This window comes from Nitrospirillum iridis (assembly GCF_014205765.1).
Taxonomy (GTDB): domain Bacteria; phylum Pseudomonadota; class Alphaproteobacteria; order Azospirillales; family Azospirillaceae; genus Nitrospirillum; species Nitrospirillum iridis.
Genome location: NZ_JACIIZ010000010.1, coordinates 25,181 through 46,947 on the forward strand (window position 1 = coordinate 25,181; position 21,767 = coordinate 46,947).

Below are 21,767 nucleotides of genomic sequence, written 5' to 3' on the forward strand. Positions count from 1 at the left end.
TCTGTCCTGTTTCAGTAGCGGACGCCGACGGTGGCGCCAAAGGAACGGGGCCGCACGATGGCCGCGGTGATGTTGCCGTTGAGGGCCGAGCCGGCGGCGCCGACGTCCAGGATGCCCCGGCTGTCGGTCAGGTTGCGCACGAAGGCTTCCAGCCGGTAAGGGCCAAAGGTGACACCGGCATGGGCGTCCACCTGGCTGAAGGCGCTGAGGTGGCGCTGGCCATAGCTGGTGTCGAAGGCGGACTCACGGTCGCCGGTATAGCGCCAGCTGAAGCCGGCGAAGCCGTTCACCGTCTCCGTCAGCGGCCGCTGGTATTCCACCGCCAGGGTGGAGGAGAAGCGGGCCGTGTAGGGCAGGCGGTCACCCTTCAGCCCACCCACCAGGGCCGGGGCGTCGCTGGTCAGCGTGGCGTCGACGAAGGCGCCGTTCAGCGCCACCGTCAGACCGGTCAGCGGCTTCACCGTGACCGAGGCCTCGATGCCCTGGCTGCGGGCGGTGCCACCGTTGATGTTGACGCCGAAATCGTCGACCGAGGTGAACAGCTGGATATTGTCCCAGTCGATGTAGAAGCCTGTCAGCTCCAGCGACAGCGTGCGGTTCCACAGGTCCGATTTCACCCCGATCTCATAGTTGGTCGTGGTGTCGGCACCGAACTGGTGGGGCACGGCGTCGGGCGCGCCCGGCGGCAGCACGTTGGGGCCGCCTGGCCGGTAGCCCTTGGCCACGCGGACATAGAGGGTGGTGTCCTCGTCCGGCTTGAACGATGGCGCCACGGAATAGGTGAACACCCCGTCGGAGGAATGGGCGGTGTAGTCGGAATCACCCGCCAGGGGACCACTGCTCGTCTGCACCGCATCCTGTTCATTATGGCTGTAGCGGCCACCGAAGGTCAGGTCGACTTGGTCGGAGAGGTGGACGGTGCCGTTGGCGAACCCGGCATATTCCTCGTAGCGGGAGGCGAGGTTGGCGAAAGCGAGACCGGCAAAATCGCCAATGTGGGCGCCGCTGGTGCCGTCCACGCCGTCAATGACCTGATTAACGACGTTGCGTTCCCGGGTGTAGAAGCCGCCGACCGTCCATTCCAGCCAGCCGTGGTCGCTGGACGCCAGCCGCACCTCTTCGGTCAGGCGGCGCTGTTGCACCTGCTGCACCTGGGAGGCGCCGAGCGGCACGCCGAAGGCACCGGTCAGCAGGTCGCCGTAGACGCCGCTCGCATCCTCCAGCGCGTTTTGATAGAGGCTGCTATAGCTGGTGGACGACAGCAGTTGCGCCGGGCCGAAATCATAAGAACCGGTCAGGTTATAGACCCGATACTGCATGTCGCTGGGTTGGTCGACCACCCGGGCCTGTTTGTATTCGCCCAGCACGGGCTTCAGGGTGACGGCATCCACGTCCTCCTGGTTGGTGCCGTTGCTGTCCAGGTTCTGCAGCATGGCCGTTGCCCGCAGGGTGAACGCTTCATTGGGGCGCAACTGGGCGGAGACGCGGCCGCCGTAGGTTCGGCCGTCGTTGATGTCCTTGCCACGCTGGTCGTCGATATAACCCGGGTCGCGCCGGTAGAAGCCGCTGGCCCGCACGGCCAGGGTGTCGGTGACCGGCACGTTGACCGAGGCGCGGCCGGACCAGCCGGTGTCGCCGTGGGCCACGTCCTCCACATTCATTTCGGCCGCGGCGTGCACGGCATCGGTGCTGGGCGCCACGGTGACGTATTTCACCAGGCCGCCCAGGGAGTTGGCGCCGTACAGCGTGCCCTGGGGGCCGCGCAGCACCTCCACCCGTTCCAGATCCACCGGGTCCAAATCCGGCGTCAGGATGGCGCCGTTGGCCAGGGAGGTGGCGGAGCCATAGGGGGTTTCATCAACATAGGTGGCCACCGTGGCGCCGACGCCGCCGGTGTTGATGCCGCGCAGGATCAGCCGCGCCTGGCCCGCCTGGGTTTCCACCAGGGCGGCGCTGGGCACGCGGGTGAAAAAGTCGTCCAGCCGTTCGGCATGGCTTTGCTGCAAAGCCTCGGCCGACACCGCTGACACCGATTGCGGCACGTCGATCAGCCGCTGTGTCCGCTTCTGCGCCGTGACGATGATCTCATCCAGCGTGTCGGCATCCGCCGGCGCGCCCGATGCCGCCTGCTGTCCCCATGCCGACGTGCCAACGGCCAGTGCCGCCATACCCGCGTAAAGGAATGCCCTGGTTCCCCGCCTCATGCCCGATCTCCCTGATCGTTATGTGGCGCCATGATGGCACGTGTTTCATATTTGGCAACAGTGTTTCTGCAATAGGGATACCGGAGCGTCGCGACGCTGGTTTTCCGAAGGCCGCTGGTGCATTTTTGAAACAGAGCGATGCCTGGAAACATGGAGAGTCTGCATGGCCAGTCCGGCCTTGGATCGGTCCCACCCCGCGATGGCGCTGCGGGCGGTGCGCATGAAGCAGGGACTGACCCTGCGCGCGCTGGCGGCCCGCAGCGGCATGCCGTTCTCGACGCTGTCGAAGCTGGAGAACGGCAAGATGGAGATGACCTACGACAAGTTGCTGCGCCTGGCGCAGGGGCTGGGTGTGGATATCGCCGCGCTGCTGGCCGGACCGCCGGAGACGGAGGCGCCGCCGGCCGGTGGCCGTCGCAGCGTGTCGCGGGCGGGCCGGTCCGCCGGCGCCACTTCCGACCTGCACGCGCACCAGTATCCGGCGGCGGATCTGCTGGGAAAGCTGATGGTTCCCATCATCATCGAGGTCCGCGCCCGCAGCGTGGCCGAAATGGGCGGCATGGTCCGCCATTCGGGGGAGGAGTACCTCTACGTCCTGTCCGGCGCCATGGAGCTGCACAGCGACCTCTACGCCCCCCTGCGTCTGGACACGGGCGACTCGGTCTATTTCGACAGCGGCATGAGCCATGTCTATGTGCGGGTGAGCGATGAGCCGTGCAAGGTTCTGTCCGTTTGCGCCGGCCCTGGCATCCAGCGTCTGGCCCAGACGGCGGCCAAGGCCTGGAAACTGTCGCCGCCGGGGACCGACGAAGCCCCCTGATCCGCGCATTCGCGACACAGTGTTTCAGATATTGAAACATCGTCCGGGCTGTGTGATGCTGCCCGCATCATGCAAAACCACCCCCCCGACAACGATATCGAGATCAGGGATACCCCGCCATGGCCGCGCCCCGTCGCGGCGTGGTCGGCCGTGGCCCTGTTCTGCGTGGCGGCCATCCTGTCCTACACGGACCGGCAGATTCTGAGCCTGCTGGTCGACCCCATACGGGCGGACCTGGGCATCAGCGACACCCAGGTGGGGGTGCTGCAGGGGGTCGCCTTCGCCATCATCTATTCCCTGGCGGGCTTGCCGCTGGGCCGGCTGGCCGACCTGCTGCCGCGCCGCGCCGTCATCTGCGCCGGCGTCGGATTGTGGAGCGTCGGCACGCTGATGTGCGGCTACGCCCCGTCCTTCTGGGTGCTGTTCGCCGGCCGCCTGATCGTCGGGGTGGGGGAGGCGGCACTCGCCCCCGCCGCCATGTCCATGATCGCCGACATGTTCCCGGCGGAGCGCCGGGGACTGGCCACGGGCGTCTTCGTCATGGGCATGACCATCGGCGGCGGTGTCGCCATCGCCATCGGCGGGGCCGTGCTGGGTCTGGCGGCATCCGGTGGTTTTGCCGGGATTCCCCTGCTGGATGGCTTGGCCGCCTGGCGCGCCGTGCTGGTCCTGCTGGGCCTCTGCGGCCTGCCGCTGCTGCTGGCCCTGTTGCCCATCCGCGAGCCGGCGCGGCGCAGCGAGACGGCGGCGGGCGGGGTCGAGGCCACCTCCCTGCGCGACATCTTCGCCCAGTTGGCGACCGTCCGCGCCGTGCTGATCCCGGTCATCGTCTGCTGCGCCCTCATGTCGGTGGGCGACTTCGCCCTGATCGCCTGGGCGCCCGCCCTGCTCAGCCGTCGCTACGCCATGGCGCCGGATGCGATCGGCCTGGCGTTGGGGTCGCTGGTGGTGGTCGCGGGCGTGGTGGCGACCGTCGCGGGTGGGGTGATCAGTGACAGGGCGGTGAAGCGCCATGGGCCGGCGGCGCGCATCTGGGTCGCCACGCTATGCGCCGCCCTGGCCTTCCCCTTCGCCCTGGTGGCGCTGACGACCTCGGCCAACCAGGTCTTGGCCGCCGTCACCCTGTGGACCCTGTTCTCCAGCGCCGCCGGCACCATCGGCATCACGGCGGTGCAGGAGATCGTGCCCAACCGTGCCCGGGGGCTCAGCGTTTCCTTCGTCGCGTTTGGCAACATCATGCTGGGGCTGGGTGGCGGCGCCACCCTGACCGGCTTTGTCACCGACCACGTCTTCGCCGATCCGCTGGCCATCGGCCAATCGCTGACGCTGGTCATCGCCCCCCTGGCCGGGGCCGCCATCCTGCTGTTCCTCCACGCCTCCCGAACCGCACGGAGTGTTCGTCGGTGAGCCTGTCCATCACCTATCGCCGGGACGCGATGCGCATGCGCGAGCCGTTCCGGATTTCCGGCTACCTGCTGCACGCCATGCCGGCCGTCGTCGTCACCGTCAGCGACGGCACTTACTTCGGCCACGGCGAAGCCGCCGGGGTCTATTACATGAACGACGACCCGCCGCATATGGAGCGGGAGATCGAGCGTGTGCGCGCGGCCCTGGAGGACGGTGTCGACCGTCGCGGCCTGCAGGCCCTGCTGCCCCCCGGCGGTGCCCGCAACGCCCTGGACTGCGCCCTGTGGGAGCTGGAGTCCTTTCAGGCAGGGCGGCCCGTCTGGCAGCTGGCCGGGGTGCCCGAGCCCACGCCCCGGATCACCACCTTCACCCTGCCGGCCGATGACCCGGCCGAGATCCTGCGCCGCCTGACGGCCTTCAGCCACGCCCGCGCCATCAAGCTGAAGTTGGAGGGCGATTTGGCGGCGGACACGGAACGGGTGCGGGCGGTGCGCCGCGCCCGGCCGGATGTCTGGCTGTCGGTCGATGCCAACCAGGGCTTCGGAGGCGACGATCTGGACCCCTTGGCCGCCATGCTGGTGGACCAGGCCGTGTCCCTGCTGGAACAGCCGGTGAAACGGGGGGCGGAGCATCTGCTGGATGGCTGGGATTGCCCCGTGCCGCTGGCGGCCGATGAGAGCATCCTGGATCTGACGGAACTGCAGGAACAGCATCGCCGCTTCAGTGTCGTCAACATCAAGCTCGACAAATGCGGCGGCCTGACCGAGGCGCTGGCCATGGCGGCGGAGGCCCGGCGCCTGGGCCTGGGCGTCATGGTGGGCAACATGGCGGGCTCCGTCCTGGCCGCAGCGCCGGGCTTCGTCCTGGCGCAGCTGTGTGACGTGGTCGACCTGGACGGGCCCTGGTTCCTGGCCGAACCCGGCGCCGACCGGGGGATCTTCGACGCGGGCAAGGTCATGGTCCCGGCGGCGTTCTGGGGGGTGGGATAACTGCCGGGGTGACTCAGGGCGCCAACGTTCCCATATAGTTGCCGAAGCCGATGACGCCGGTGGACAGCACCAGCACGGCGATGCCCAGGCCCAGGATCGCCCGGGTGCGGCGGCTGGATCCGGCCCATTCCTTCAGCATGAAACCCCACAGGGTGGCGAAGATGATGATGCTGGCCATGTGCAGGGTCCAGCTGGAGAAGCCGAAGCGCCCCATCTGGCTTTCGCCCATGGTGTAGAAGAAGAACTGCAGATACCAGGCGATGCCGGCCAGGGCGCAGAGGGCGTAATTGCGCAGCAGCGGCGGGGGGGCGGTGGCGGTGCGGCCCTGGCCGCCGGTGAATTCGGCGAAGCAGCCATCGCGGATGATCAGGTACAGGCACCAGAGGAAGTTGGTGGTGAAGCCGCCGGACAGCACCACCACCAGCACCGGCAGGCCCTGTGACAGCGGGTCGGTGCCGTGGGCCAGGGTCAGTTGGCGGATGGGTTCGCCCGCCGCCAAGCCGTAGGCGAAGCAGCTGCTCATGATGCCGGAGAAGATGGCGATCAGGATGCCGCGCTTGAAATCGAACTCCGCCACCGCCTGCTGCTCGATGCCATCGCCCTCCTTCAGGCGGCCAGCCCATCCCACGATGGCGATGCCCACCAGGCAGACGGCGACACCGCCCAGGATGACCAGGCCGTGCCGGGTCCGCATCAGGCTGCCGACCAGGTCGCCGCTGACCAGCGGCGGGATCAGGGTGCCAAAGGCCGCCGTCAGCCCCAGGGCCACCGCCATACCCAGCGACATGCCGAGGTAGCGCAAGGTCAGACCGAAAGTCAGGCCGCCCAGACCCCACAGGGCGCCGAAGAGATAGCAGAGGACCAGGGTGCGGGTGGGGGCGGCCGCCAGCACCGCGCCCAGGTTCTCCGTCTTCACCAGCGCGAACAGCCACGGCGCCAGGATCCAGCTGAACACCCCGCCCACCAGCCAGAACACCGGCCAGGACCAGTTGCGCACGCCCCGGTAAGGCACATAGAAACTGGCGGAGGCGAGACCGCCCAGCCAGTGGAAGAACACGCCCAATACGGGATTGGCGCCCATCGATAACTCCTCCCCAAACGCTTATTGGTGTCAGTCCAGGCGGTAGACGCGGGCGGCGTTGCCGCCGAACAGGGCCGCGCGCTCATCGCCCGAGAAATCCCGGGTGATCCGGTCATAGGCCCGGAAATAGGCGCCCAGACGCCCGCCCAGGCCATCGACCGGGAAATTGCTGGCAAACATGCAGCGGCCGGGGCCGAACAGCTCGATGGTGCGCAGGACGAAGGGGCGGATGCCATCCACCGTCCATGCCCGGTCCAGCATGCCCAGTCCGGAGATCTTGACCATGACGTTGGGTTGGCGGGACAGCGCCGCCATGCCCCGCCGCCACAGCGCCAAGCCATCGGCATCCTTGTCCACCGGCATGCCGGTATGGTTCAGGATCAACAGCGTATCCGGGTGCCGGGCGGCGAGATCGGCCGCGGCGGCCATCTGGCCAGGATAGATTTGCAGATCGAAGGACAGGTCGTGCCGGGCCAGCAGGCCGAAGCCCGCCCGCCAGGCGTCATCCCGCAGCAGGTCGCGCGGCGTGTAGGTCTTGGCCGGGTCGGCATGCCAGTTCAGGATCTGGCGGATGCCGCGCATGGCGCGGAACTCCGTGTGCGCCGCCAGCACCCGCTCCGCGTCCGCGGCTTCCAGCGCCGCATAGCCGACGATGCCGTGGGGAAAGCCCCGGGTGTCGGCCAATCCCTGCAGCCAGGCGGATTCCTTCACCGCGTCTTCCGGATGGGCGCCCGCGTCCACGTGCACGCTTCCGCCCAGGGTCCAGCCCTCGGGCAGTTGCTGGGCGGCCAGCAGATAATCGTCCACCCCCTGGTTCCGGGCGATGGGCGTGACGTCGCCGTTGACCCCGCCATCACCAAGCGGCGGCGTCAGCCAGGGATAGCGGATATGGGCCAGATCCCACAAATGCATGTGCGGATCGACCAGGATCAGCGTGTCGGCCATGGCCCGCGCGGTCCCTCCCCTGTTCATTTATTCTGATGCGGCCGGGCATAAGGCCCGGCCGCCACCCTGATATTTACGAGGACGCGACCGCGTCCGCCGGAGCTTTCCGGGGAGCGGAGCGGACTGGAAAGCGAGGACAGCCAAGCCGCCGGATGGCGGCGCCCGGCGCCTGAGGGAAAATCAATAAGTCGTGCGGCCACCTGACGTGTCAAAGGTCGACGCCGTGGTGAAGCTGCATTCCTCGCTGGCCATGAAGCAGACCATGGCGGCCGATTCATGCACCTCACCCAGGCGCCCCATGGGGATTTTTGAGCGCATGTAGTCCACCTGGCTTTGCGGCAGCTGGTCCAGGATGGGGCTTTCGAAGGTGGCGGGCGTCAGGCTGTTGACGATGACGCCTTTGCCCGCCAGTTCCTTGCCCAGCGACTTGGTCAGGCCGATGACCCCGGCCTTGCTGGCGGAATAGGCGCTGGCGTTGGGGTTGCCTTCCTTGCCGGCGACGGAGGCGATGTTGACGATGCGGCCATAGCCGTTGGCCAGCATCAGCGGCACCACGGCGCGGCAGCAATAGAACAGGCCGTTCAGGTTGATGTCGATGGTGCGGCGCCAACTGTCCAGCGGGAACTCGTGCACCGGCACGGTGGCGCCGGTGATGCCGGCGGAGGCCACCAGGATATCGACCCGCCCGCCCAGGGCCTGGTGGCTGGACGTGGCCGCGGCCTGCACCGCCGCCGCGTCGGTCACATCCAGCGCCACGGTGTGGCTGGCGCCCGTCTCCACCGCCGCGGCCGCCAGCGCCTCCTCCCGCACGTCCCACAAGGCGACCTTGGCGCCCTCGGCCACCAGGCGGCGGGCCGTTTCCTTGCCCAGGCCCGAGGCGCCACCGGTGACGATGGCGGTGCGGCCGGCGAACCGGCCTTCGAAAATGCGCGTCACGCCCGTTCCTCCTGGTTGAACCACGCCACCACCTTTTGCCGCTGGGTCCCCAGCTTTTCGATACCCAGGGTCATGACATCACCGGCCTTCAGGAACACCATGTCGGGCTTCTGGCCCTCGCCCACGCCGGGGGGCGTGCCGGTGGTCAGGATGTCGCCCGGCTCCAGGGTGACGAAGCGGCTGACATAGGCGATCAGTTCGGCGACGCCGAAGATCATGGTGCGGGTGTTGCCGGTCTGCATGCGCTGTCCGTTCAGGTCCAACCACATGTCCAATTCCTGCGGGTCGCCCACCTCATCGGCCGTCACCAGCCAGGGGCCCACGGGACCGAAGGTGTCGTGGCCCTTGCCCTTGTCCCATTGGCTGCCCCGTTCCTTCTGGTTGAAGCGTTCCGAGACGTCGTTCACCAGGACATAGCCGGCGACGTATTCCAGCGCCTGGTCCTGAGGCACGTACCGGGCGACACGGCCGATGACCACGCCCAGCTCCACCTCCCAGTCGGACTTCCCGCTGTCCAGCGGCAGCATGACGTCGTCGTCCGGCCCGTTCAGGCAGCTGGTGGCCTTGGTGAACAGGATGGGCTCCACCGGGATGGGCAGGTTGGCTTCCCTGGCGTGGTCCGCATAATTGAGGCCGATGGCCAGGAACTTCCGCACGCCCGCCACGGGCACGCCCAGGCGGGGGGTGCCCTCCACCACGGGCAGGGTGGCGGGATCGATGGCCCGCAGCCGGTCCAGGCCGGCGGGGGACAGCACATCGGGGGTGATGTCGGTGATCTGGCCCGACAGGTCGCGGAGGCGGCCGTCCGCGTCCAGCAGGCCGGGCCGCTCCTGGCCCTTGGGGCCGTAGCGCAATAGCTTCATGGGTATAGGACCTTAAAGGCGTTCAGTGCGTATAGGGGCGGTGCAGGGTGACGGCGGGGTTGAGGTCCACGCCGAAGCCGGGCTTGTCCAAGGCCGTGGCCTTGAGGCGGCCGTTCTCGGGAACCGGCTCGCCCAGCAATTGGGGGTGGAACATGGGCACGACCTGGTCGGCCTTGGGCGCCATCATCAGGAACTCGGCGAACGGGCTGTTATGCCGGGTGATGACGAAGTGATAGCTGTAGACGCTGGAGCCATGGGGGATGACCATCACCCCCCGGCTGTCGGCCATGGCGGAGATTTTCAGCAGCTCGGTGACGCCGCCGCACCAGCCCACGTCCGGCTGGATGATGTCGCAACACTCCATCTCCATCAGCATGCGGAAGCCCCAGCGGGTGGCCTCATGCTCGCCCGTCGTCACCAGCATGCCGGCCGGCGCCGCCTTCTTCAGCGCGGCATAGCCCCAGTAATCATCGGGGCTCAACGCCTCCTCGATCCATTTCAGGCCGTAGTCCTTGGCCCTGTGCGCCAGGCGGGTGGCGTAGTTCAGGTCCAGCGCCATCCAGCAATCGAACATCAGCCAGAAATCCTCGCCGCAGCGCTCGCGCATGGTGGCCAGTTCCGCGATGTTCTTCTTCAGTCCCTCCTCACCCTCGGCCGGGCCGTGGTGCAGGGGCATCTTGCCGCCGATGAAGCCCATCTGCTTGGCGAGATCCGGCCGGGCACCCGTGGCGTAGAAGCTTAGCTCATCGCGCACCGCACCCCCCAGCAGGTGGTACACCGGCTCTCGCCGCAGCTTGCCCAGCAGGTCCCATAGGGCGAGATCGACGCCCGAAATGGCGTTCACCACCAGGCCCTTGCGGCCGTAATACTGGGTCCCGAAATACATCTGGTCCCAGATCTTCTCATAGTCCGTTGGGCTGTGGCCTTCCAGGAAGCGCGCCAGGTGCTTCTCCACGATGTAGGCCGCGGGCTCCCCGCCCGTGGTCACGGCGAAGCCGACCGTGCCGTCCGCCGCCTCGATCTCCACCACCAGCGTGCCCAGCACGTTGATGCCAAAGCTCTGCCGGCTCTGGCGGTATTCCGGGTACTTCGCCATGGGGGTGGCGATATGGTCGTCGATCCAGTGGCCGTCGCCCTGGTCGTGATAATCCGCACCGCCGCCGCGCACCACATGGGCGCGCACCTGTTTGATGGTGGGGAAGGTCATGGAATTTTGCTCCTTGGCAGGAAACAGGGGCTTTGGAAAAAGGGTCAGGCCACCATGGCGCGAGAGCGGTAGAAGTATGTGGGCGTGCAACTCCAGGCGTGGCAGTAGCTGTTGATATGGATGTCGCCGTAGGGGGAGCTGAGCGGCTGGGCGGGGTCATAAACCTCCCAGAAGGTATCGGCGCCGGCCTTGACCATGCCGCCCCAGTACCCTTCCACCAGGGCCTTGGCGTCCTTCTCCAGCCCGCTGTCCAGCAGCGCCTCCGCCATGTAATGGTAGAGATACGGGGTGACCGGCTTCACCGCGTCGGCGCGGGCCAGCGCGGTCTTCAGCGCCGTGGCGCAGTCCTTGGCGGGCAGGACGCCACCGATGGCCATCCAGGCTTGCGAGGCCCAGGAGACCTGGCGGGCCGGGCCGCTGACGAAGGCCTGGACCGAGGGGTCCCAGAAGGTCCGGGCGGCGGCGGTCATGCGTTCGATCAAGGCGGGGTAGCCCGCCACCTCACCCTCCAGCCCCAATTTGCGGGCCAGATCCAGGGTGCGCTTGTGCGCGAAGACCAGCAGGCCCTGGATGGCGGCGTCCTTGTGCAGGTCGCGCGACCAGTCGATGAAGATCCAGACGTTGCCGGGGTCGACATAGCGGCCAGCGGCGTTGACGCGCTGGCCGATGATCTCCAGCTGCCGCTTGGCCACCGGCCACAGTTCCCGCGCCGTCGCCACGTCGCCCGTAGCCTCCAGGTAATCGGCCAGGGCGACGTTATAGAGGGCGGCGTAGTCCACGATGTGGATGCCGCCGTAGCGCGCCTTGGGCTTTTCATAGACGCAGGCCGCCACCAGCCCATCCTGCCGCCGGTAGGCGGCGAACAGATAGAGGCAGCGCTTCACCAGATCGTTCTGCTTGAAGGTGGCGTAGTTGGCCAGCGCCTGCAGGCGCAGATCGCCCACCCACAGCCGCTGGTCGCGGCGGGGGCCATCCTCGAAGGTGGTCTGCATGCAATCGCGCAGCGTCGCGAGCGACACGGCATCGATGCGCCTGGCCAGGTCGGAATAGGGGGCGGGCAGGGGGGACGGCGTGGCTTGGGCGGACGTCAGCGCGATGGCGTGCACATCCTCAAACCGGACACTGAAGCCCGACGAGGTGTCGATGACCTCCACCTTCACATAGCGGAAGGCGTAGCGGCGGGGCAGTTGCACCGCCTGGGGCAGGTAGTCGACGTTGATGACCTCGTCCGGTAGCCAGGCGCTGCTGAGCACACCCTGGTAGGGGTACAGCGGCTCCGCCACATCGCTGGGCACCTCGCCGAAGGTCAGGCGCAGGCGGGCGGGGGCGTCGGGCTCGCGCCCCACGGTTTCCAGGCGGAAAGCCAGGTGGCCGGTGCGGTGACCCCCGAAATCCAGGATGAAGCTGTCGCCTTTCTTGAAGGCGCGCGTGGCCAAGCTATCGGCCGCCGCTTCCTTTTCCATGCGCCAGCGCAGGGGGGCCGCAGGGTCGGCCACGGCGCGCACCAGGGCCAGCGGCGGCTGCGCCGTCTGGGTCACGGTGGGCATCAACGCCTCCGCCTTGGCGGCCCAATCCGCGTTGGGCGGGCCGGCGACGGCGGGCTCCATCACCATGTCCTGGGCCCCGGCGGGCTTCGGCGTTCCGGTGGAAACCGCGGCGGCGGCCACGGCGGCGCCCCCGACAACCAACAGCATTTCCCGACGATTCATGGCTGGGCACGCGCTCCCTTTAGGCTCTCGGTTTCGTTGGGGCCAGAGTGGGGCCGGTGGGCCGGTCTGGCCATAAGGGAAAAGAACGGGTGCCGCGGGGGGGCCAACGGCACCCGCGACACCCGTCAGGGGAGGAGGAGAACTAGAAGACTAAAAACGTGAGCTACTGGGGTATCGGCCTCACCACTTCTTGGTCAGGCCGATGGAGATGACGCGGCCCAGGGGGGACGCGGCGGTGAGATCGACGCCGGAGACGCCGTTGGTGTTGTAGAAATAGGGCGGATCGGTATCGAAGACGTTGTTGACGTCCAGGGTGGCCTGGATACCCCCCATCATGCCCTGGCCCGGCACGTTCCAGGCCAGGTGCAGATCGGCGGTGGTGAAGCTGTCCACCTTCTGGATCGCCAGGCCGCCGGTGCTGGCGTTGGTGTAGCCGTTGGTGTAGTTGACGAAGACCCCGGCGGTGTAGGCGTCCAGGGTCCACATCAGGCTGGCGCGGGCCTTGAAATCGATGGCATAGTCCGTGTTCAGCAAGGTGTTGATGGACGAGGCGCCCTTGACCTTCTGGTCGAACTGCCACAGCCAGGTGCCGGCCAGCCCCGCCGTGAAGGCGCCCACCCGGCCGGCGTCCCAACCGTAGCTGACATCGAAGTCCATGCCCTGGATGAACTCATCGGCGAAGTTCTGGCGCCGCAGGTCGTAGATGGCGGTCGGCAACTGCGCCGTCACGTTGAAATTGCCGTCGTGACGGAAGCCGTTGGTCAGGGCCAGGGCCTGCGCCAGCGTCGGATTGTAGACGCGATAGGCGTCATAGACCGAATTCTGCGGTTGGGTGACCGGATTGAAGGTCGGGAAGGTGATGACATTGTAATAATCGATGCGGAAATAGCTGGAACTGATCTTCAGGCCCGGCACGTCCTTGGGTTTGTAGTCGAAGCCAGCGGAATAGGTGTCCGCCGTCTCCGGCTTCAGCTTGTTGCCGCCGGCCAGGATGATGGAATATTTGTTGGGATCGAAGCCGACGAAGTCGGTGAAGCGGATGGCGCGGGTGTCGATGGCCGTGCCGGCGTCCGCCAGGCTGGGCGCGTGGAAGCTGGAGCCGAAGCTGCCGCGCAGGGTCAGGCCCTCGATCGGGCTGTAGGTCAGGCCGACCTTGGGGTTGGTGGTGTCGCCCACGTCGCTGTAGCTGTCATAGCGGGTGGCCAGCGACAGGTTGACGGACCGGATGCCGGGCATGGCGTTGCCGTCGCCCACCAGCGGCACCGACAATTCGCCGAACACGGACTTCACGTCGCGCTCGCCGACGGACGAGAAGGAGGACACGGCCGCTTCCGACGCGCTCAACCAGCTGGCCGGGTTGGTGGGGCCGACGCTGTTGCTGGCGGCGAAGCGTTCATGGCGGATGTCGGCGCCGACCGCCGCCTTGACCGTGCCACCGGGCAGGTCGAACAGGGGGCCGTCAGCCTTGAACAGGCCCTCCTGCAGGAACTGCTCACCTGAGTAACGGGTCTGGTAGTCGCGCAGCGCCGCCAGGACGGCCGGGCTGTTGGCGGCGCCAATGCCGTAGGGGTTCAGCGTGCCGGCGGCGGCCAGGTCCGTGGCCAGGGTCTGGTTCAGGCCGTTCTGGCGCACGTCGTCGCGTTCGAAGCCAAAATTGCCCGCGACCTTGCCTTGCCAGCCGTGGCTCAGATCGATGTCGGCGCCCACATTGGCCACCTGGGTGCTGGTGGTCGTGTGGTTCTGGAAGGAAGCGCCGGGATTGTAGGTCACCGTTTCGTCCACGCCGCCCAGCCCGGGAACGGCGATGTAAAACGGGCTGGTGCTGGGGACGGTGACAGAAAAGGCGCTGTTGTTGGGTGACGCCTGGGCGGATGTCGAACTCATCCGCGTGGTCATGACGCGCCGGCTGTACAGTTCATTGGCGAAGACCTCGACACCATCGGCGATCTCCTGCCGGATGGAGATCAGGCCCTGGTCGCGGTGCTGATCGGGGTAGAGGTCGTCATCCAGCCGGCCCTCGCACTTGTTGGGCTGACCCGCCTTCAGGGCACCGGTGGCCGTCAGGCCATAGGTGACGCCGCCGGCGGTGATGTTGGAGACGCCGCAGTTCTGCACGCGGTTGTCGCCCCAGCCCTTGGACGTGCCGTTGTCCGAGATGTAGGAGCGGCTGCCGGCCTTCAGCTCCGAATTGCCGGAGTGCTCATAGTCCAGCAGGATGGATCCACCGGTCCAGGTCTTGCCGAACAGCTGGCTGAAATTCTGGCTGTCGTAGGAATTGCCGAAGCCCGCCTGCAAGTGGGTTTCCGCCCCGTCGTAGTTGCGGCGGGGAATGAAGTTGATGACGCCGGCCACGGCGTCGGACCCATAGATGGAAGAGGCGCCGTCGGCGATGACCTCCACCCGTTCCAGGGCGGAGACGGGGATGGCGGAAGGGTCCGGGGCGGTCTGGTTGATGCCGGCACCGGGCAGGCGCATGCCGTCGAACAGCACCAGGGTCAGGCCACCGCCGCCGTTGCCCACGCCCACGCCATGGATGGCGGGCTGGTCAACGAAGTTGGCCTGGCCGAAACCAGTGTTGCTGCCCGTCGAATTGAAGTTGCCCACCTGGGGCAGGGAGCGGAGCAGTTCCGTGGCGTTGGTGGCGCCGGTGGCCACCATGTCGTCGCGCGTGACCGTGCTGACCGCGGACGAGGGCACCTGGATGCCGCGGATGCTGGTGCCCGTGACAATGATTTCCTCCAGGGGTTCGGCCGTTTCCGATGCCGTGGCGCCCTGGTTGGAGGCTGGCGCGACCGTCTGTGCCAAGGCGTGGCCGCTGGCGGTGCCGAGCAGCATGGTCAGCGCCGCCGCCAAGGTCTTGGTGGCGACCGTCGTCCCGGCGCGGGCCTGGCGAGGCATGAGGTGACAGCGATGTCCCATATGAGCATCTCCCTTTATTTTCGTTGTCGTTGACACCGCAGGCCGGGCAAGGACTTTCCCTTGCCAGCACTCATGGATCGAGTGCCGGTTGGCCTGAGGCTCTTCCGTTGTGTGACTGTGCGATCGGTACGGGTGTGGTGGTCCGCCTGAGTCAGGCACCGGGCGCCAGGCTCCGGCACGGAGCCTGCGGGTGGTTTCTTCCCTGTCTTGTCGTCTTTATGGGCGGGATGCTATCGCCGGCCAACGGCTGTGTCAAACCATTATGTGCAAGTATCAGTCATTATATGAAACATTCGCGCGCCCGCCACCCTTGTGGCAACGCGACGATCTTGCGACGGACTGCGCATCGCCCGCAGAAACGCTCGGGATAAAACTGGCTCATTCCCCTGCGCCGGGACCCTCTCTGTACCAACCGCAGCGGCGAGCGGGCCGCATGCGCCATAGGGGTTAAATTCCAGATATCGGGAAATTGCTGGCAAATAAATCACGGCGACACCATTCTCATGAGCGTGCAGGCATCGGCTTGCCGTCATTTTCATTAAATGATATGGAATGTTGCAATATGGAATTACCGAAGAAATCCGATGCCGAAGAGGAGGGCAAGGGCGCGCCTTCGGGCAGCCAGACCCTGTTCCGGGGCCTGGACGTCATCGACGTCGTGGCGGAAGGAATCATCGCCCTGCCGGCGCTGTCCGAACGCCTTGGCCTGACCAAGTCCACCACCCACCGTCTGGCCTCCGCCCTGGTCGACCGGGGCTATCTCACCTTCGTCGCCCGGGAAGGCTACAGCCTGGGGCCGAAGCTTCTGGAACTGGGCTGGGTGGCGCATCAGCAGATGCACATGCCCAGCGTCGCCAGGCCCCATCTGGAACAGCTGGCGGCGGCCACGGAGGACACGGTGCACCTGGGTATCCTCGACGGCTTCCAGGCCCTCTACCTGGACAAGGTGCCGGGGCGCCGACGGGTGGTCATCGGTTCCCGCGTGGGGGAGCGCCATCCCATCGCGTCCACCGGTCTGGGCAAGGCCCTGATCCTGGACCATGACGAGACGGCGTGGCGGGAATTCTATGAGGCCCAGGGCTCCGCCATCGGCCTGGCCGTGTGGCTGGAGCGCATGCGGGCCTATGCCGCCAAGGGCTACGCCTTTGACCTGGAGGAGAATGAGGACCAGATCCGCTGCGTCGCCGCCCCCATCCGGGGCGCCAGTGGCGAGATCGTGGCGGCGCTCAGCGTATCCAGCGCCGCCCAGTACATGAGCGACGCCCGCATGGAATCGCTGACCGGCCAGGTGACGGACACCGCCATCGCCATCAGCCGTGAACTGGGGTGGAGCGAGCGCGCCGGCCGCCGCCGGCCGCGCAAACCGAAGGCATGAACCACCGGCCGCCCCCGGAAGAAGGAGGGGGCCGCCGTATCGGGAGGGAAAGGCGAGACATGCTGCTTGAAGGTAAGACGGTCCTGATCACCGGGGCGTCGCAGGGCATAGGCCGGGCGGCCGCGGTGGAATGCGCGCGGGCCGCCGCCAACGTCGCCATCAATTATCTGGGCGATGAGGCCGAGGCGGAGTCGGTGGTGGCGGAGATCCGGTCGCTGGGCCGCGAGGCCATCGCCATCCGCTCCGACGTGGCGGATCCGGCCTCGGCCCCGGCCTTCGTGGCGGCTGCGGTGACGGCCTTCGGCGGCGTCGACGTCTTCGTCAGCAACGCCGGCATATGCCCCTTCCATGCCTTCCTCGACATGCCGGTGGCTGTGCTGGATCGCACGATGCGGGTCAACCTGCACGGCGCCTACTATATGGTTCAGGCGGCCGCCAACCAGATGGTGGCGCAGGGGCGGGGCGGATCCATCGTCGCCGTCAGTTCCATCAGCGCCCTGGTGGGCGGCGAGTACCAGACCCATTACACCCCCACCAAGGCGGGCGTGCATTCGCTGATGCAATCCTGCGCCATCGCGCTGGGCCGTCACGGCATCCGCTGCAACTCCGTGCTGCCGGGCACGATCCAGACCGCCATCAACAAGGACGATCTGGCCGACCCGGAAAAGCGCGCCCGCATGGCCGCCCGCATCCCGCTGGGCCGCCTGGGCGTGCCGGAGGATCTGGCCGGCCCCATCCTCTTCCTGGCGTCCGACATGGCGCGCTACGTCACCGGCGCCGCCCTGCTGGTGGACGGCGGGGCGTTCGTCAATCTGCAATAACTGAATTGGGGGGTAATGCCATGTGGCTGAAACTGAGCGTTTTTCTTGTCGGCATCTTTCTTGCCGGAACCGCTGCCCCAGGGGGGGCGAAAGCGCAGGAGGCGGTGGTTGGCGCCCGCAACCCCGATGCGCTGTTCACCAGTCCCGACCCTGTCCTCAACCGCAACAAGCAAGCGGCCTATCACATCGTGAAAGATCTGCTTGAAGCCGATCATTGGGATGAGGCGGATCGCTGGATGACGGCCGAGTATCACCAGCACAATCCCCTCGTTCCCTCGGGCCGCGACCACGTCGTGGACTTCTTCAGCAAGGTGCTCAAACGGGCGCCCAAGCCCGTGCCGCAGACTATGGCAACCCCGGTTGTCGCCGTCCTGGCGGAGGGCGATCTGGTGACGGTGGTGTTCCCGCGCACCCTGAAGGATCCGAAGGACCCGTCGAAGACCTATACGACCACCTGGTTCGACATGTGGCGTTTCAAGGATGGCAAGGCGGATGAGCATTGGGATCCGGCAAGCAAGGATTTGCCCCCCGGCCCCTGACGGTAAAGCCAGCCACGCCTCGGTCGCCAATCCGTGCGCAATGGCCGAGGCTGGAAAAAGGGCGCACCTCGGGGGAGGTTTCGACATTCCCGAAATATCGCCTTCGCCCGTCCCCGTCGGGCTGGTATGAAGGAAACGGCGCCCAGGCTCGACCCTGGCCTCCGTCCCCGGGGTTGCGCCCTTACGGCTAAAACGAAAATTGGAAACGTCCATGTCGGTTAGACATCACCTGCTGCTCTCCAGCGCGCTGTTTATGACAACGCTTACCTATGTCGGAGCCGCCCCGGCTTTCGCGGCGGATGCGCCGACGCCAGCCCCCGTCACGGGTGCCTGGCAGGATGCCGGCCAGTCGCCGGACACCCGCACGGCCGCCTTGCTGAAGGTGATGACGCGGGAAGAGAAGCTGCAGATGGTGTTCGGCTACTTCTCCACCGACTTCAAGCCCAAGGCGTACAAGCGCATCGAGGGCGGCATGGCCGATTCCGCCGGCTACGTCCCCGGCATCGCCCGCCTCGGCGTTCCGGCGCAGTCGCAGACCGACGCCGGCGTTGGCGTCGCCACGCAGGCCAGCCCCACCCCCCGCCTGCGCACCGCCCTGCCGTCCGGCCTGGCGACGGCCGCCACCTGGAACCCGGAGCTGGCCTTCGCCGGCGGCGCCATGATCGGCGACGAGGCCCGCCGCTCCGGCTTCAACGTGCAGTTGGCCGGCGGCGTCAACCTGATGCGGGAGCCGCGCAACGGCCGCAACTTCGAATATGGCGGCGAGGATCCCTTGCTGGCTGGCACCATCGTCGGCCATGCCATCAAGGGCATCCAGTCCAACCACATCATCTCCACCCTGAAGCACTATGCCTTCAACGACCAGGAGACCAGCCGCAACTTCATCGAGGTGAAGGTCGATGAGGCGGCGGGCCGCCAGTCGGACCTGCTGGCCTTCGAGTTCGCGCTGGAGACCGGCGACCCCGGTTCGGTCATGTGCTCCTACAACCGGGTCAACGGCGCCTATGCCTGCGAGAACGACTGGCTGCTGAACCAGGTCCTGAAGAAGGACTGGGGCTTCCAGGGCTTCGTCATGTCCGACTGGGGCGCCACCCACTCCACCGCGCCGGCCGCCAATGCCGGCCTGGACCAGCAGTCGGGCTACCCCTTCGACAAGTCGCCCTACTTCAAGGACGCGCTGGATGAAGCGGTGAACAACGGCCATGTCAGCGCCGAGCGCCTGGACGACATGGCCGGCCGGATCTTGCGCGCCATGTTCGCCAACGGCCTGTTCGAGCACCCGCTGAACGGCGACCAGGCCGCGACCATCGACTATGCCGCCCATGCCAAGGTCACCCAGGCCGACGCGGAAGAGGCCATCGTCCTGCTGAAGAACCAGGGCGGCGTCCTGCCTTTGGCCAAGACGGTGAAGACCATCGCGATCATCGGTGGCCATGCCGATGTGGGCGTGCTGTCGGGCGGCGGCTCCGCCCAGGTCTATCCCTACGGCGCCCCCGCGAATGGCCTGATCATTCCGAATGAAGGCCCCGCGTTCTTCCCCGGCCCCATGGTCTTCGACCCGTCGTCGCCCTTGAAGGCGCTGCAGGGCCTGACCCAGGCGACGGTGACCTATATCGATGGCAAGGACCCCAAGGCCGCCGCCAAGCTGGCGGCCGGCGCCGATGTCGCCATCGTCTTCGCCACCCAGTGGACGGGGGAGGGCCAGGACGCCGTCGACCTGAACCTGCCCAACGACCAGGACGCGCTGATCAAGGCCGTGGCCGGCGCCAACAGGAAGACGGTGGTGGTGCTGGAAAACGGCGGCCCGGTGGTGATGCCCTGGCTGGACAAGGTGGCGGCCGTGGTCAACGCCTGGTATCCCGGCACCAGCGGCGGTGAGGCCATCGCCCGCGTGCTGGCTGGTGAGGTCAACCCCTCCGGCCACCTGCCGGTCAGCTTCCCGGCTTCGGTCGACCAGCTGCCGCGCACGGTGGTGGATGGCGACCGTAAGGACAAGGCCGAGCATCCCCATGCCGACTACACCATCGAGGGGGCGGCCATCGGCTATAAATGGTTCGAGAAGAAGAACCTGAAGCCGCTGTTCCCCTTCGGCTTCGGCCTCAGCTACACCACGTTCGCCGCGTCCGACCTGGCGGCGGCGGCGGATGGCAAGGGCCTTAAGGCCAGCTTGACCCTACGCAACACCGGCGACCGTGACGGCAAGGCCGTGGCCCAGGTCTATGTGGCCGCCCCGGCCGATGCCGGGTGGGAGGCGCCGAAGCGCCTGGGCGCTTTCCACAAGGTCGCGCTGAAAGCCGGGGAAAGCCAAGGCGTCAGCCTGACCGTGGACCCGCGCCTGCTGGCCACGTATGACACCGCGGCGCACGCCTGGAAGATCAAGGGTGGCGATTACAAGGTGATGACCGGCTCCTCCTACCAGGACATCACGGCCACCGTGACCGTGCACCTGGCCGACACCACCTTGCCGGTGGACGGCACGCGGCGGTAAGCGCCCAGGGCCAGCGGAGGCGGGGAGGGGCCGGTCAACCGGCCAGCCCCGCCTCCGCCCGGCATGTGGCCGCGATGGGCCTGGCCTTGTCCATCAGCAACGCGGGCGGGGCGGTCACGCCCAGGCGTTCCTGCTCCGCCAGCCACTCCACGTCATCGTCCGTCAGCGCCGTGTTCAGGCGGCTGGCGGTGCAGCCGCAGAAGCCCCGCAGCGTGTCGTCCGCGACACCGGCCGGCGCGGTGGCCCGTGCCGACTTGAAGCACTGGGCGGAGAAGTTGGCGGACAGGGTGACGCGTATGGCCGCCACATCGGGATGGGCCTTCCTCATGAAGGCGAACCCGAAGCCACCCGCGCCGCAGGCGGCGACAAGGGCGATGATCATCCAAGTCTTGGGGGCGGGCATTTCCATCTCTTCACTCGGAGTGGTCAGACGACGGATCAGACGTAGGGATCGGGCGTGGCCAGATGGTCCTGGACGTAACGGCGGATGCCTTCCTCCAGTTCGGTGAAGGGCGCGGTGTAGCCGGCGGCGCGCAAGCGGCCCATGGCGGCCTGGGTGTGGTACTGGTACTTGCCCTTCAAGTGCTCCGGCATGGGCACATAGTGGATGCGCGGCGCCAGGCCGGCGGCGCGGAACAGGGCGTTGGTCAGGTCGTTCCAGGTACGGGCCTTGCCGGTGCCGAGGTTGAACAGGCCGTTCACCCCGGGGTTGTCGTGGAGCCATAACATGACGTCAACGGTGTCCCCCACCCAGATGAAATCCCGCTCCTGACCGCCATCGGCATAGTCGGGACGGTCGGAGGCGAACAGCCGCGCCGGCTGGCCCGCCACGATCTGAGGGTACAGCTTGGCCGGCACCGAGCGCATGTCCCCCTTATGGTATTCGTTGGGGCCATAGACGTTGAAGAACTTCAGCCCGGCGAATTGGGGCGGGGTGGGCGCCCCGTGGTCGATGGCCGCGCGCACCCGGCGGTCCAGCAGGTGCTTGGACCAGCCGTACGGGTTGAGGGGGCGCAAGGCGGCCAGGCCAGATGCCGAGAAATCGTCGTCGAAGCCCTGGGCGCCATCACCATAGGTCGCCGCGGACGAGGCGTAGATCAGCCGTACGTCCTGTTGCGCGCACCACTGCCACAAGTCCAATGTCAGACGGAAGTTGTTCTCCACGATGCGGTCGGCGTCCGTTTCCGTGGTGGCCGAGATGGCCCCCATATGGAAGATGACGCGAACCTCCTCCCCATGACGCTCCAGGAAGTCGGGCAGCTGTTCCGGCGTGATCAGGTCATGCAGGTCACGCTTGGCGATGTTGCGCCATTTGTTGCCTTGGTGCAGCCGGTCGACGACCACCAGCGGCCCCAAGCCGCGCCGCTCCAGCCCGGCGACCAGATTGGACCCGATGAAGCCGGCGCCCCCGGTGATGATGATCATGGCTGTCGCTTCCCAAAATGGGTTCCAGAGGACGGGCGG

The 21,767-nt window shown here is 67.2% G+C and carries 17 protein-coding genes; 7 read left to right on the forward strand and 10 right to left on the reverse strand.

The features are described 5' to 3' along the window. Nucleotides 1-11 precede the first annotated feature (11 nt). Nucleotides 12-2,204 (reverse strand): TonB-dependent receptor, encoded by a 2,193-nt coding sequence (locus FHS74_RS17455; RefSeq protein WP_184802895.1) that lies wholly within the window; start codon nt 2,202-2,204, stop codon nt 12-14. A 163-nt stretch (nt 2,205-2,367) separates the two neighbouring features. Between FHS74_RS17455 and FHS74_RS17460 the strand changes: the two genes are divergently transcribed. The 3 genes from FHS74_RS17460 (at nt 2,368) to FHS74_RS17470 (ending at nt 5,420) form a co-directional block, all read left to right on the forward strand. Continuing rightward, on the forward strand, nt 2,368-3,024 hold the full coding sequence (locus FHS74_RS17460; RefSeq protein ID WP_184802897.1) for a helix-turn-helix domain-containing protein: 657 nt from the start codon (nt 2,368-2,370) through the stop codon (nt 3,022-3,024). Nucleotides 3,025-3,093: 69 nt separating this feature from the next. Next, a complete protein-coding gene (locus tag FHS74_RS17465) occupies nt 3,094-4,431 on the forward strand; it encodes an MFS transporter (RefSeq protein ID WP_184802899.1) in 1,338 nt (445 codons plus the stop codon). After that, on the forward strand, nt 4,428-5,420 hold the full coding sequence (locus FHS74_RS17470; protein WP_184802901.1) for an enolase C-terminal domain-like protein: 993 nt from the start codon (nt 4,428-4,430) through the stop codon (nt 5,418-5,420). Before FHS74_RS17465 ends, FHS74_RS17470 begins: the two co-directional genes overlap by 4 nt. A 13-nt stretch (nt 5,421-5,433) precedes the next feature. On the opposite strand, the gene rhaT is transcribed toward FHS74_RS17470, so the two are convergent. From rhaT to FHS74_RS17505, 7 genes are all read right to left on the reverse strand, one after another. Continuing rightward, complete coding sequence (gene rhaT, locus FHS74_RS17475) at nt 5,434-6,501, reverse strand: L-rhamnose/proton symporter RhaT (protein ID WP_184802904.1); 1,068 nt, start codon at nt 6,499-6,501, stop codon at nt 5,434-5,436. 30 nt (nt 6,502-6,531) lie between these two features. Beyond that, the gene (locus FHS74_RS17480; RefSeq protein WP_184802906.1) at nt 6,532-7,446 is read right to left on the reverse strand and encodes an amidohydrolase family protein; all 915 of its coding nucleotides are present in this window, start codon (nt 7,444-7,446) and stop codon (nt 6,532-6,534) included. Between the two features lie 180 nt (nt 7,447-7,626). Next, nucleotides 7,627-8,382 carry an SDR family NAD(P)-dependent oxidoreductase gene (locus FHS74_RS17485; protein ID WP_184802908.1) on the reverse strand — a complete coding sequence of 252 codons (756 nt, stop codon included), beginning with the start codon at nt 8,380-8,382 and terminating at the stop codon, nt 7,627-7,629. Beyond that, nucleotides 8,379-9,245, reverse strand: coding sequence for a 2,4-didehydro-3-deoxy-L-rhamnonate hydrolase (locus tag FHS74_RS17490; RefSeq protein WP_184802910.1), 867 nt, complete (start codon nt 9,243-9,245; stop codon nt 8,379-8,381). Before FHS74_RS17490 ends, FHS74_RS17485 begins: the two co-directional genes overlap by 4 nt. 22 nt (nt 9,246-9,267) lie before the next feature. Then, nucleotides 9,268-10,452: an L-rhamnonate dehydratase gene (gene rhmD / locus FHS74_RS17495; protein WP_184802913.1), complete on the reverse strand. Its 1,185-nt coding sequence runs from the start codon at nt 10,450-10,452 to the stop codon at nt 9,268-9,270. A gap of 44 nt (nt 10,453-10,496) precedes the next feature. Beyond that, nucleotides 10,497-12,161 carry an alpha-L-rhamnosidase-related protein gene (locus FHS74_RS17500; RefSeq protein WP_246463219.1) on the reverse strand — a complete coding sequence of 555 codons (1,665 nt, stop codon included), beginning with the start codon at nt 12,159-12,161 and terminating at the stop codon, nt 10,497-10,499. A 180-nt stretch (nt 12,162-12,341) separates the two neighbouring features. After that, nucleotides 12,342-15,059, reverse strand: coding sequence for a TonB-dependent receptor plug domain-containing protein (locus FHS74_RS17505; RefSeq protein ID WP_184802915.1), 2,718 nt, complete (start codon nt 15,057-15,059; stop codon nt 12,342-12,344). Nucleotides 15,060-15,642: 583 nt separating this feature from the next. Between FHS74_RS17505 and FHS74_RS17510 the strand changes: the two genes are divergently transcribed. From FHS74_RS17510 to FHS74_RS17525, 4 genes are all read left to right on the forward strand, one after another. Further along, the gene (locus FHS74_RS17510; protein ID WP_184802917.1) at nt 15,643-16,455 is read left to right on the forward strand and encodes an IclR family transcriptional regulator; all 813 of its coding nucleotides are present in this window, start codon (nt 15,643-15,645) and stop codon (nt 16,453-16,455) included. Between the two features lie 59 nt (nt 16,456-16,514). Further along, complete coding sequence (gene lra1, locus FHS74_RS17515; RefSeq protein WP_184802919.1) at nt 16,515-17,276, forward strand: L-rhamnose 1-dehydrogenase Lra1; 762 nt, start codon at nt 16,515-16,517, stop codon at nt 17,274-17,276. Nucleotides 17,277-17,296: 20 nt separating this feature from the next. After that, nucleotides 17,297-17,815 carry a nuclear transport factor 2 family protein gene (locus FHS74_RS17520; protein ID WP_184803310.1) on the forward strand — a complete coding sequence of 173 codons (519 nt, stop codon included), beginning with the start codon at nt 17,297-17,299 and terminating at the stop codon, nt 17,813-17,815. 211 nt (nt 17,816-18,026) lie between these two features. Next, nucleotides 18,027-20,303 carry a glycoside hydrolase family 3 C-terminal domain-containing protein gene (locus FHS74_RS17525; RefSeq protein WP_184802921.1) on the forward strand — a complete coding sequence of 759 codons (2,277 nt, stop codon included), beginning with the start codon at nt 18,027-18,029 and terminating at the stop codon, nt 20,301-20,303. Nucleotides 20,304-20,337: 34 nt separating this feature from the next. Here the strand turns inward: FHS74_RS17525 and FHS74_RS17530 are convergent, their stop codons facing one another. Both FHS74_RS17530 and rfaD read right to left on the reverse strand, forming a co-directional pair. After that, nucleotides 20,338-20,706: a hypothetical protein gene (locus FHS74_RS17530; RefSeq protein WP_184802923.1), complete on the reverse strand. Its 369-nt coding sequence runs from the start codon at nt 20,704-20,706 to the stop codon at nt 20,338-20,340. A 35-nt stretch (nt 20,707-20,741) separates the two neighbouring features. Beyond that, nucleotides 20,742-21,728: an ADP-glyceromanno-heptose 6-epimerase gene (gene rfaD, locus FHS74_RS17535; RefSeq protein ID WP_184802925.1), complete on the reverse strand. Its 987-nt coding sequence runs from the start codon at nt 21,726-21,728 to the stop codon at nt 20,742-20,744. Nucleotides 21,729-21,767 lie beyond the last annotated feature (39 nt).